At 73.0% G+C, this 10,939-nt stretch carries 12 protein-coding genes; 6 read left to right on the plus strand and 6 right to left on the minus strand.

All coding sequences use genetic code 11. From position 1 onward, the window contains the following. The first annotated feature begins 8 nt into the window (after positions 1 to 8). On the plus strand, positions 9 to 1,265 hold the full coding sequence (locus IE247_RS31680) for a sensor histidine kinase (RefSeq protein ID WP_190126800.1): 1,257 nt from the start codon (positions 9 to 11) through the stop codon (positions 1,263 to 1,265). Continuing rightward, on the plus strand, positions 1,262 to 1,966 hold the full coding sequence (locus IE247_RS31685; RefSeq protein ID WP_190126801.1) for a response regulator transcription factor: 705 nt from the start codon (positions 1,262 to 1,264) through the stop codon (positions 1,964 to 1,966). Before IE247_RS31680 ends, IE247_RS31685 begins: the two co-directional genes overlap by 4 nt. A 33-nt stretch (positions 1,967 to 1,999) precedes the next feature. Here the strand turns inward: IE247_RS31685 and IE247_RS31690 are convergent, their stop codons facing one another. Beyond that, the gene (locus IE247_RS31690) at positions 2,000 to 3,004 is read right to left on the minus strand and encodes a Gfo/Idh/MocA family protein (protein ID WP_190126802.1); all 1,005 of its coding nucleotides are present in this window, start codon (positions 3,002 to 3,004) and stop codon (positions 2,000 to 2,002) included. Between the two features lie 102 nt (positions 3,005 to 3,106). Here IE247_RS31690 and IE247_RS31695 point away from each other — a divergent pair, with 102 nt between their 5' ends. The 4 genes from IE247_RS31695 to IE247_RS31710 all read left to right on the plus strand — a co-directional run bounded on the left by IE247_RS31695 (position 3,107) and on the right by IE247_RS31710 (position 7,070). After that, the gene (locus IE247_RS31695) at positions 3,107 to 3,880 is read left to right on the plus strand and encodes a GntR family transcriptional regulator (RefSeq protein ID WP_308433275.1); all 774 of its coding nucleotides are present in this window, start codon (positions 3,107 to 3,109) and stop codon (positions 3,878 to 3,880) included. A gap of 315 nt (positions 3,881 to 4,195) precedes the next feature. Continuing rightward, positions 4,196 to 5,209: a sugar ABC transporter substrate-binding protein gene (locus IE247_RS31700; RefSeq protein ID WP_190126803.1), complete on the plus strand. Its 1,014-nt coding sequence runs from the start codon at positions 4,196 to 4,198 to the stop codon at positions 5,207 to 5,209. Beyond that, a complete protein-coding gene (locus tag IE247_RS31705; protein ID WP_190126804.1) occupies positions 5,206 to 6,267 on the plus strand; it encodes an ABC transporter permease in 1,062 nt (353 codons plus the stop codon). The genes IE247_RS31700 and IE247_RS31705 overlap by 4 nt, the downstream gene beginning before the upstream one ends. Then, positions 6,234 to 7,070 (plus strand): ATP-binding cassette domain-containing protein, encoded by an 837-nt coding sequence (locus IE247_RS31710; RefSeq protein WP_190126805.1) that lies wholly within the window; start codon positions 6,234 to 6,236, stop codon positions 7,068 to 7,070. The genes IE247_RS31705 and IE247_RS31710 overlap by 34 nt, the downstream gene beginning before the upstream one ends. A 6-nt stretch (positions 7,071 to 7,076) precedes the next feature. Here the strand turns inward: IE247_RS31710 and IE247_RS31715 are convergent, their stop codons facing one another. The 5 genes from IE247_RS31715 to IE247_RS31735 form a co-directional block, all read right to left on the minus strand. After that, positions 7,077 to 7,592: a S24/S26 family peptidase gene (locus IE247_RS31715; protein WP_190126806.1), complete on the minus strand. Its 516-nt coding sequence runs from the start codon at positions 7,590 to 7,592 to the stop codon at positions 7,077 to 7,079. A 1-nt stretch (position 7,593) separates the two neighbouring features. After that, on the minus strand, positions 7,594 to 8,253 hold the full coding sequence (locus IE247_RS31720; protein WP_229869484.1) for an ABC transporter ATP-binding protein: 660 nt from the start codon (positions 8,251 to 8,253) through the stop codon (positions 7,594 to 7,596). Beyond that, positions 8,247 to 10,142, minus strand: a complete 1,896-nt coding sequence (locus tag IE247_RS31725; RefSeq protein ID WP_190126807.1) for an ABC transporter ATP-binding protein — start codon at positions 10,140 to 10,142, stop codon at positions 8,247 to 8,249. The genes IE247_RS31720 and IE247_RS31725 overlap by 7 nt, the downstream gene beginning before the upstream one ends. Next, positions 10,139 to 10,669: a TlpA family protein disulfide reductase gene (locus tag IE247_RS31730; RefSeq protein WP_190126808.1), complete on the minus strand. Its 531-nt coding sequence runs from the start codon at positions 10,667 to 10,669 to the stop codon at positions 10,139 to 10,141. The genes IE247_RS31725 and IE247_RS31730 overlap by 4 nt, the downstream gene beginning before the upstream one ends. 53 nt (positions 10,670 to 10,722) lie before the next feature. Next, positions 10,723 to 10,939, minus strand: a 217-nt coding sequence (locus IE247_RS31735; protein ID WP_190126809.1) for a hypothetical protein, incomplete at its 5' end; no start/stop codon positions are given.

Below are 10,939 nucleotides of genomic sequence, written 5' to 3' on the forward strand. Positions count from 1 at the left end.
TTGTCCGTATGACGCGTACGGAATACCCCTGGCTGCTCCCCTCGGCCATGGCGGACCCCCACGACCCGGAGCTGCCGGGCGATCCACCGCCGGAAGGGGGCGGCCGGCCCAAGGGCCGCAGGCCGAGGCGGACCGTGCGCGACTGGGTCGTCGACACCGTCCTGTTCCTGCTCGCCGCAGCCGTGGGACTGCTCGCGGCGGAGAGCAGCGAACAGATCAACACCAGTGGCGCGGTCGTCCTCTTCGACCAGCTCGTCGGCGCGGCCGCCTGCTGCGCGCTCTGGCTGCGGCGGCGCTGGCCCGTCCGGATCGCGGTGGTCCTCACGATCGCCGGGGTGTTCTCACCGGTCGCGGGCGGGGCGTTCCTCGTCGGCCTGTTCAGCGTCGCCGTGCACCGGCCGTTCCGCCCGGCCGCCCTCGTCGGGGCACTGGCGCTGGTGACCGCCTTCGTCCAGCCCCTGCTGCGCCCCGAACCGGGCGTCGGCCTCCTCACCTCGATCATCGCCGGAATCGTCCTCGTCCTGCTGGCGATGGGCTGGGGCATGCTCGTCCGGTCCCGCCGGCAGCTCGTCGTCGTCCTGCGCGAACGCGCCCACCGGGCCGAGGCCGAGGCGGAACTCCGCGCCGAGCAGGCGCAGCGGCTGGCCCGGGAGGCCATCGCCCGGGAGATGCACGATGTGCTCGCCCACCGGCTCACCCTGCTGAGCGTCCACGCGGGCGCGCTGGAATTCCGGCCCGACGCGCCGCCCGCCGAGGTGGCGCGCGCCGCCGGGGTGATCCGCGACAGCGCGCACGAGGCGCTCCAGGACCTGCGCCAGATCATCGGGGTGCTGCGCACCTCTGGCGAGGGCGAGGGCGAGGGCGACCGGCCGCAGCCGACCCTGGCCACCCTGGACGCGCTGGTCGCCGAGTCCCGGGAGGCAGGGATGAAGGTCGTCCTCGTCAACCGCATCCCGGAGCCGGCCGATGTCCCCGCCGCCACCGGCCGCACCGTCTACCGCATCGCTCAGGAGGCCCTGACCAACGCCCGCAAGCACGCGCCGGGCGCGGAGGTCACGGTCGCCGTCCGGGGCGCCCCGGGCGACGGCGTCGTCGTGGAGGTCGACAATCCCGCCCCCGTCGGAGAGCCCGGCCGGGTGCCCGGCTCGGGCCAGGGGCTGATCGGGCTCACCGAGCGCGCCACCCTCGCGGGCGGCAGCCTGGAGCACGGCAGGACGGGCGACGGCGGATTCCATGTCAGGGCCTGGCTACCGTGGGCGGCATGACTATCCGGTTGCTCGTGGTCGACGACGATCCCCTGGTCCGCGCGGGACTCGCCCTCATGCTCGGCGGGGCCGACGATCTGACGATCGTGGGAGAGGGGGCGGACGGCTCCGAGGTCCCGGCGCTGATCGAGCGGCACGCCCCCGACGTGGTGCTGATGGACATCAGGATGCCGCGCGTGGACGGACTGACCGCCACCGAGGAGCTGCGCCGCCTGCCCGGCGCTCCGCAGGTGCTGGTGCTCACCACCTTCCACGCCGACGAGCAGGTGCTCAAAGCGCTGCGGGCGGGGGCCGCCGGGTTCGTCCTGAAGGACACCCCGCCCGCGGAGATCGTGGACGCGGTGCGACGGGTGGCCGCGGGCGATCCGGTGCTCTCGCCCGCCGTGACCCGTCAGCTGATGTCGCACGTCGCGGGCGGCGGCGCGGCGGGGGCGGGCGGTACGGCCGGGCGTGCGACGGACGCCCGGGGGCGGACGGCGGCGGCCAGGCTCGGCTCGCTGGCCGAGCGCGAGCGGGAGGTGGCGATCGCGGTCGGCCGGGGCCAGTCCAACGCGGAGATCGCCGCCTCGCTCTATCTGAGCGTGCCGACCGTCAAAACCCATGTCTCGCGGATCCTCGCCAAACTGGGCCTCAACAACCGGGTGCAGATCGCGCTGCTGGCCCATGACGCGGGCCTGCTGGACGAGGACGACAGGCCGTAGGGACTCAAGGGACGTAGGGATGTACGGAGGCGCTCAGCCGCCGGGGATCTCCGCCAGCGGCACCGGCCGCCGCTCGCGCCGGGACAGCTCGCACGCCTCGGCGATCCGCAGGGCGGCGAGCGCCTCCCGCCCGTCGCAGGGGTTCGCGGCCTCGCCGAGCAGCACCCGGACGAAGGCGTCCAGCTCGGCCTCGTACGCGGGCGCGAACCGCTCCAGAAAGCCCGGCCAGGGCTTGTCGGCGGCGGGCGGGCCCTGCGCCTCGGTCGAGGTGATCGGCGTACGGTCGTCCAGGCCCACCGCGTAGGTGTCCCGCTCGCCCGACAGCTCCATCCGCACGTCGTAGCCCGCCCCGTTGCACCGGGTCGCCGTCGCGGTCGCCAGCGTCCCGTCGTCCAGGGTGAGCACCGCCGCCGCCGTGTCCACGTCGCCCGCCTCGCGGAACATCGCCGGGCCCGCGTCCGAACCGGTCGCGTACACCTCGACGACCTCCCGGCCGGTCACCCAGCGCAGGATGTCGAAGTCGTGCACCAGACAGTCCCGGTACAGCCCGCCGGAGAGCGGCAGATACTCGGCGGGCGGCGGCGCGGGGTCCGAGGTGATCGCCCGTACGGTGTGCAGCCGGCCGAGCCGGCCCGAGCGCAGCAGCTCACGGGCGGTCCCGTACCCGGCGTCGAAACGGCGCATGAACCCCACCTGGAGCACGGTCCCCGCCGACTCCACCGCCTCCAGGGCGCTCAGCGTGCCCGGCAGATCCAGCGCTATGGGCTTCTCGCAGAAGGCCGGCAGCCCTGCGCGGGCCGCCCGGCGGATCAGCTCGGCGTGCGAGGCGGTCGCCGAGGTGATGACCACCGCGTCCACGCCCCAGGAGAAGATCTCGTGCACACCGGGGGCGGCGGTCGCTCCGGTGCGCTCCGCCACCGCCGCCGCGCGCGCGGGGTCCGTGTCCGCCACCACCAGGGAGCCGACCTCACGATGGCGGCTGAGCACCCCCGCGTGGAAGCTGCCGATCCGTCCGGTCCCGATGAGTCCGATGCGCATGCGCCAAAAATGGGCCCGGGCCCGTCACCGTGTCAAGACTTTGTCCTGACAACCGAACCTCACGACTTCCCGTCAACATGAGCGGCGACTACGCTCGCCCCCGTGCCCAAGCAGCCCAGACACGTGACGGAACCGTCCCTGTCGCTCCAGCTCGGCGTGGACCGCACCAGCCCGGTCCCGCTCTACTTCCAGCTGGCCCAGCAGCTGGAGGCGGCCATCGAGAAAGGCGCTCTCACCCCCGGCAGCCTGCTCGGCAATGAGATAGAGCTGGCCCAGCGGCTCGGCCTCTCCCGCCCCACCGTGCGCCAGGCGATCCAGTCCCTCGTCGACAAGGGGCTGCTGGTGCGCCGCCGGGGCATCGGCACCCAGGTCGTGCACAGCCAGGTCAAGCGCCCGCTGGAGCTGAGCAGCCTCTACGACGATCTGGAGGCGGCCGGCCAGCGGCCCGCGACCGAGGTGCTGCGCAATGTCGCCGAACCCGCGAGCGCCCGGGTGGCGGCGGCCCTGGGGATCGCCGAGAACAGCGAGGTGCGGCGGATCGAACGGCTGCGGTACGCCCACGGCGAGCCCATGGCCCTGCTCACCAACCACCTCCCCGCCGAGCTGCTCGACTGCGACACCGAGCGGCTGGAGGCCACCGGCCTGTACCGGATGATGCGGGCCGCCGGGATCACCCTGCACAGCGCCCGCCAGTCGGTCGGCGCGCGGGCCGTCGGCGAGGAGGAGGCCGCGCTGCTCGGCGAGGAGCCGGGCGGACCGGTGCTCACCATGGAGCGCACCACCTTCGACGACACCGGACGCGCCGTCGAGTACGGCTCGCACATCTACCGCGCCTCCCGCTACTCCTTCGAGTTCCAGCTCCTGGTCCGACCCTGACTCGTAAGAATGTTCGGACAAAGCCTTGACGGCCTCCCCGGCCCGCCGTAGAAACTCCCCAGCCGCAACCCGGCGGCCAGGGAGAGAAGGCGGATCCCCATGCGTACCCCTCCCCGTACGGCGCACACCCCCCGCACCCCTCGTACGGCCCCTCCCGACGGCTCCGGCGCGGCCCGCCGAGGACGCCCCGCGAGCCACGCGGCGTACCCGATGCCCACCCTCCTACCTGCCGTGACCCATACTTGGTCGGCTGGGGTGCGACAAATCGCCCCCCGGTGGCACCGGAGAGCAGTACGGCAAGAAGGGCACGGCACCGTGGCAAGGGCAAGGACAGGGGTACGCGCGATCGGCGCGCTGCTGGCGGCGGTGCTCGTGGCGTCCCTCGCGGGATGCAGCAGCACCGGCGGCAAGCGCGCCGAGGACGCCCGCAAGGCCCAGGCCGCGGCAGGCAAGGCGGCGGTGAGCACCCCCCGCTGGACATTCGCCATGGTGACCCACTCGGGCGACGGCGACACCTTCTGGGACATCGTCCAGAAGGGCGCGGAGGAAGCCGCGGCCAAGGACAACATCAACTTCCTCTACTCCAAGAACGACGAGGGCCAGCAGCAGGCCCAGCTCGTCCAGACCGCCATCGACAAGAAGGTCGACGGGCTGATCGTCACCCTCGCCAAACCGGACGCCATGAAGGCCGTCGTCGAGAAGGCCGTCGCCGCCGGCATCCCGGTGGTCACCGTGAACTCCGGATCCGAGCAGTCCAAGGCCTACGGCGCGCTCACCCACATCGGCCAGGACGAGACCGTCGCCGGCGAGGCCGTCGGCGACGAGCTGAACGGCCGGGGCAAGAAGAAGGCCGTCTGCGTCCTCCACGAACAGGGCAACGTCGGCCACGAGCAGCGCTGCGCCGGAGCGAAGAAGACCTTCGACGGCGAGATGCTGAACCTCTACGTCGACGGCACCAACATGCCCGACGTCCAGGCGTCCATCGAGGCCAAGCTCCAGACCGACAGCTCCATCGACGCCATCGTCACCCTCGGCGCGCCCTTCGCGGACGCCGCCGTCAAGGCCAAGAAGTCGGCCGGCAGCAAGGCCGAGATCGACACCTTCGACCTCAACGCCAAGGTCGCCGCCGCGCTGAAGAACGACACCCTGGGCTTCGCCGTCGACCAGCAGCCCTATCTCCAGGGGTACGAGGCGGTCGACCTCCTCTGGCTCTACCGCTACAACGCCGACATCCTCGGCGGCGGCAAGCCCGTGCTCACCGGCCCGCAGATCATCACCCGGGACGACGCCGCCGAGCTGGAGGACTACACCAAGCGGGGGACCCGATGAGCGCCGCCGCGCCGCCCGCCGGAACCCGCGACCCGGGCGCGGGCGACGAACGGCTGCTGCGCACCTCCCCGCTGCGCCGGCTGATGGGCAGGCCCGAGCTGGGCTCGGTCGTCGGAGCCGTCGCCGTCTTCCTCTTCTTCGCGATCGTCGCCGACTCCTTCCTGCGCGCCGCCAGCCTCTCCACCGTGCTGTACGCCGCCTCCACCATCGGGATCATGGCCGTCCCGGTCGCGCTGCTGATGATCGGCGGCGAGTTCGACCTCTCGGCCGGTGTGATGGTGACCAGCTCCGCGCTCGTCTCCTCGATGGTCAGCTACCAGCTGACCGCCAACGTCTGGGTAGGGGTGCTGGTCTCCCTGCTGGTCACCCTGGCGATCGGGGTCTTCAACGGGGTGCTGCTCACCCGTACCAAACTGCCCAGCTTCATCATCACGCTCGGCACCTTCCTGATGCTGACCGGCCTCAATCTCGGCTTCACCAAGCTGATCAGCGGCACGGTCTCCACCAAGTCCATCGCCGACATGGAGGGCTTCTCCTCCGCCAAGGCGCTCTTCGCCTCCGAGTTCACCCTCGGCGACGTCACCATCAAGGTGACCATCCTGTGGTGGATCGGACTGGTCGCCCTCGCCACCTGGATTCTGCTGCGCACCCGCTTCGGCAACTGGATCTTCTCGGTCGGCGGCGGCCCGGACGCGGCCCGCGCGGTCGGCGTCCCGGTCGTCAGGACCAGGATCGGCCTCTACATGGGGGTGGCGTTCGCGGCCTGGATCTCGGGGCAGCATCTGCTGTTCTCGTTCGACGTGGTCCAGTCGGGCGAGGGCGTCGGCAATGAGCTGATCTACATCATCGCGGCCGTCATCGGCGGCTGTCTGATCACCGGAGGGTACGGCTCCGCCATCGGTTCGGCGGTCGGCGCGCTCATCTTCGGCATGACCAGCAAGGGCATCGTGTACGCGGAGTGGAACCCGGACTGGTTCAAGTTCTTCCTCGGCGCGATGCTTCTCCTGGCCACCCTGCTGAACGCATGGGTCCGCAAGAGGGCGGAGGCGACACGATGACGGAACCCGCTCTGATCGAGCTGGACGAGGTCAGCAAGTACTACGGGAACATCCGGGCGCTCGAAGGGGTGTCGCTGGAGGTCCACGCCGGGGAGATCACCTGCGTCCTCGGCGACAACGGCGCGGGCAAGTCCACCCTCATCAAGATCATCGCGGGGCTGCACCAGCACGACGCGGGCTCCTTCTCGATCGAGGGCGAGCCGGCCCGGCTGGCGAAGCCGAGGGACGCCCTGGACCGGGGCATCGCCACCGTCTACCAGGATCTGGCGGTCGTACCGCTGATGCCGGTCTGGCGGAACTTCTTCCTCGGCTCCGAGCCGACGAAGGGGGTGGGCCCCTTCAAGCGTCTCGACGTCCAGCTGATGCGCGAGACGACCCGGACCGAGCTGCTGCGCATGGGCATCGATCTGCGCGACGTCGACCAGCCGATCGGCACCCTCTCGGGCGGCGAGCGCCAGTGCGTCGCCATCGCCCGCGCGGTTCACTTCGGCGCGAAGGTGCTGGTCCTGGACGAGCCGACGGCCGCGCTCGGCGTCAAGCAGTCCGGCGTGGTGCTGAAGTACGTGGCGGCGGCCCGGGACGCGGGGCTCGGCGTGGTCCTGATCACCCACAATCCGCACCACGCGTTCCTGGTCGGCGACCGCTTCGTGCTCCTCAAGCGCGGCCGGATGTCCGGCAGCCACACCAAGGGCTCGGTGACGCTCGACGAGCTGACCCGTCAGATGGCGGGCGGCAGCGAACTCGACGACCTCCGCCACGAGCTGGAACGCGCCTCCGGCCCGGGCGGCGACGACCCCGCGTAAGGCCCGTCACCCCCGCCCCCGCCCCCGCGCCGCGCGGGGGCGGCCCGGCCCGGCCGCCGGGGAGAGCCTGCGCACCACCACCCCGAGGATCTGCCCCTCGGGGCAGGGCCCGTACTGCTTGGAATCCTGGCTCAGCGGATAGTCCCCGACGACCACCACCTCCCCGGCCGCCACCCGCTCCCCGCCGCCCGCCACCCGCGCGGGCATCGGGTCGCCCGCCACCGCCGTCACCCGCTTGACGCACCACTCCACCGCGGTCAGATCGCGCCCCACCGGCGCGCTCCGGCGCCAGGCGACCGCCGGATCCGGATCGGGCAGCGCGAGCACCGCGATCCGGCCCCGGCGCAGCGCGCCGGTGCCCCGGCGGATCAGCACCCGGTCGCCCGGCAGCAGCGCGGGCGACATGCTCCGGCCGACGACCGTGATCGCCACATAGCGTCGGCGCACCAGCCACCCGGCCGCCCCCGCCGCCGCCAGCGCGGCGGTCCCGGCCGCCGCCGCCCACCGCACTCCCCGCGCCATCTCAGCCCACCCTGCCGTCGCGCAGCTCCACCGCGCGGTCGCAGCGGGCCACCACCCCGGGGTCGTGGGTGGCCATCACCACCGTGGTGCCGAACCTCTCCCGCAGCCCCAGCAGCACCTCCACGATCTCCTTCCCGGTGCCCGAGTCGAGATTGCCGGTCGGCTCGTCCGCCAGCAGCAGCGCGGGGCGGCCGATCAGCGCCCTGGCTATCGCCACCCGCTGCTGCTGCCCGCCGGACAGCTTCGAGGGCAGCGCGCCGGTCCGCTCCCCGAGCCCCACGCTCTCCAGCAGCTCACGGGCGCGCGCCCGTTTGTCGAAGTCCGTACGGTAGGGCAGCACCGGGGCCGTCACATTGTCCAGAGCGGTGAGCGTGGGCAGCAGATGGAAGCGCTGGAAGACGAAGCCGACCCCGCGCCGGTACTCCGCCAGGGCGCGCCGCCCGAGCCCGGTGATCTCCCGGCCGTCGACCTCGACGGTCCCCGAGTCCGGCACATCCAGCGCCCCGATCAGGTGCAGCAGGGTCGACTTGCCCGAACCGGAGGGCCCGGTGAGCGCCACGATCTCGCCCCGGGCCGCCTCCATGTCGACCCGGTCGCAGGCGTGCAGCGGCGAACCGGAGTCCGCCCGATAGGTCTTGCACAGCTCTCTCACGGTCAGCACTGCGCCGCGTCCTCCGTGGTTCTCGTGGTCTTCGTGCTCTGCGCGGACTCGGTGTCCCGGTAGCCCGCCGCCTGGGTGGTGAAGAGCCCGGCGTAGACGCCGCCCTCCCGCATCAGCTCGGCGTGGGTGCCCGACTCGGTGATCCGTCCCCCGTCGAGCACCACGATCGCGTCGGCCCGCCGCACCGCCCCCAGCCGGTGCGAGATCAGCAGACTGGTCGCCCCCTCGCGATAGGCGCGCAGCCGCTCGTGCGTCCTCTCCTCGGCCGCCGCGTCGAGGCCCGCGCTGGGCTCGTCGAGGATCAGCAGGTCCCGGCCCTCGCGCATCATGGCCCGGGCCAGCGCCAGGCGCTGCCACTGGCCGCCGGAGAGCGTCATCCCGGTCTCCGTGCCGTCCCCGTCCTCATCGGCGAAGATCCGCGAGAGCAGGGTCCCGTACCCCTTGGGGAGCGCCGAGACCAGCTCGTGGGCGCCCGCGCGCTCGGCCGCCGCGACGATACGGGCGAGGTCCTCGCGGTGCTCCAGATCGCCCAGACCGATGTTGTCGGCCACGGAGAAGTCGTACTCGACATAGTCCTGGAACACCGCGCTGATCCGGTCCCGCAGTCGCGCCGGGTCCATGTCCCGCAGATCCACGCCGTCCCAGCGGACCGTGCCCCGGTCCGGGTCGTAGAGCCGGCACAACAGCTTGACCAGGGTGCTCTTGCCCGCGCCATTGAGCCCCACCAGCGCGACCGAGGAGCCGGCGGGGATCGTCAGGGTGACCCCGCGCAGCACCCAGGGGCCGCCCCCGCCGTAGCGGAACCAGACGTCCTCGAAGGTGATCGCGGACCGCAGCGGCGCGGTGGGCGCGGGCGCGGCGGGCACCGGCAGATCGGGGCCGGCCGTGGTGACGTCGGTGAAGTGCCCGAGCAGCAGCAGCGAGTGGTACGCCCCGGTGCACTGGAGCAGCAGGGCGACGAGCGCGCCCTGCACCCCGGCGACGGAGGCGATGAAGGCCGAGACGTCCCCGACGGTGAACTCGCCCCGTACCGCCGCCATGATCATCCAGCCCAGTCCGGCCGCGGCGATCAGGGTGCCCAGGGCGGTCAGCGGGGTCTGCCGCAGCAGCGAGCGGCGGTCGAGCCGCTCCTCGGCGGCGTTGATCAGCGAGGTCTCCTCGTTCATCCGCCGCAGCAGGAAGCCGCCGAGCCCGAAGAGACGGATCTCCTTGACCGCCGCCAGGTCCAGCAGCATCCGCTGGTAGAAGAGCTGCCGCCGGTTGCGGGCGCTGAGGGAGAACATCACCCGGGCCCGCTCGCGGCTCAGCGCCACCTCCACCAGCAGGATGGGCAGCGCGGCGGCGACCGTGACCAGCGTCATGAGCGGCGAGACGGTGAAGAGGACCGCGATCAGCCCGGCCACGGTGAGCAGCTGCTGCACGATCGCGAAGAGCGAGGTGGTGATCCGCTCCGGCGCGCTGAAGGCCGCCTCCTGCGCCAGCCGCAGCCGGTCCAGGAAGGACGGCGTCTCGAATCTGGCCATCCCGGTGAACCCGTTGACCGTGCCGTACAGCCGGTCCTGGACCACCAGCAGGATGCCGCGCTGGAGCCGGGAGCGCGCGTACTCGGAGAGCGCGGGCAGCAGCGCGTACAGCGTGGTCAGCGCACCGAGCCCGGCCACCAGCGCCATCGGCTCGGGCCCGGCCGCCGCCCCGCCGTGCTGGATCCGGTCCAGGAGCCACTTGGTCAGCAGGGCGATCCCGGCGGGCAGCAGCCCCTGGACGACGGCGAGCAGCGCGTACGACAGACAGCTGAGCGGGCCCGATCGCCAGGTCAGGGCCAGGGCTTCGGCGGTGCGGCCCAGGAGTTCCCGGGCGCCGCCCACCCGGCCCTGCCCGGCTCCGCTCACGCGCCGGCCAGGGCGGGGAGCGGGTGGGCGCCCGCCTCGGCGTGGGTGACCCGGCCGTCCGCGTCGACGATCACGGTGGTCGGTGTCGCGGAGACCGCGAACGCCCGGCTCAGCTCGCCGGGGAAGGGCTCGACCACGACGGTGGCGACGGCGGCCAGCGGCTCGATGAGGTCGCCCGCCTCCGCCTCCTCGCCGGTGATGACCACGATCGTCCGCTCCCGGGGGAGCCCGCCCGCCGCCGCGTACTCGGCGAGATGGGGAATGGCGGCCGGGCAGGCGGGACAGCCCGTGGACAGGAAGGCCAGCACGGCGGGCCCGCCGGCCAGCGCGGCCCGGGAGACGCTCCCGCCCGCCAGGGCGGCGGCGGTGAAATCGGGTATCTCGTCACCGGGGCGCGGGCCGCTCTCCGGCGGTCCGCCCCGCTGCTCCTCGATCCGGCGCAGCCGCCGGACGACGGCCGTGAGCAGCAGCAGATTCAGCAGGCCGATCGCTCCGACGAGCACCAGACCGGCAACCAGGAAAGCCATCTCTCACTCCATTGTCAGATCATCGGAACACGGTGGATGCGTGGGTGTACGGCTCATGCGCGGGCCAGCAGTGGCGCGATCCGCCGCCGCAGCAGCGCGGCCACCGGGACGGCGCAGCCCGCCACGGCGAGCAGGGTCCCGGCGGCGGCGGCGGCGGGCGCCGCGGTGGCGGCGGGCGGCGCCGCCCCCCCCGGCCCGGGCCCGAGCGCGACCGCGGCGGGCCGGGGGGCTCCCGGGCGGGGGCCGGCCCCCCCCCGCGCCCCGGCCCCC

Source organism: Streptomyces inusitatus (assembly GCF_014651115.1).
GTDB lineage: Bacteria > Actinomycetota > Actinomycetes > Streptomycetales > Streptomycetaceae > Streptomyces > Streptomyces amakusaensis.

Coding starts and splice junctions, on each gene's coding strand:
- IE247_RS31710 (WP_190126805.1), top strand. CDS start 6,234: ATGGGTCCGCAAGAGGGCGGAGGCGACACGATGACGGAACCCGCTCTG.
- IE247_RS31730 (WP_190126808.1), bottom strand. CDS start 10,669: ATGGCTTTCCTGGTTGCCGGTCTGGTGCTCGTCGGAGCGATCGGCCTG.
- IE247_RS31705 (WP_190126804.1), top strand. CDS start 5,206: ATGAGCGCCGCCGCGCCGCCCGCCGGAACCCGCGACCCGGGCGCGGGC.
- IE247_RS31715 (WP_190126806.1), bottom strand. CDS start 7,592: ATGGCGCGGGGAGTGCGGTGGGCGGCGGCGGCCGGGACCGCCGCGCTG.
- IE247_RS31680 (WP_190126800.1), top strand. CDS start 9: ATGACGCGTACGGAATACCCCTGGCTGCTCCCCTCGGCCATGGCGGAC.
- IE247_RS31685 (WP_190126801.1), top strand. CDS start 1,262: ATGACTATCCGGTTGCTCGTGGTCGACGACGATCCCCTGGTCCGCGCG.
- IE247_RS31690 (WP_190126802.1), bottom strand. CDS start 3,004: ATGCGCATCGGACTCATCGGGACCGGACGGATCGGCAGCTTCCACGCG.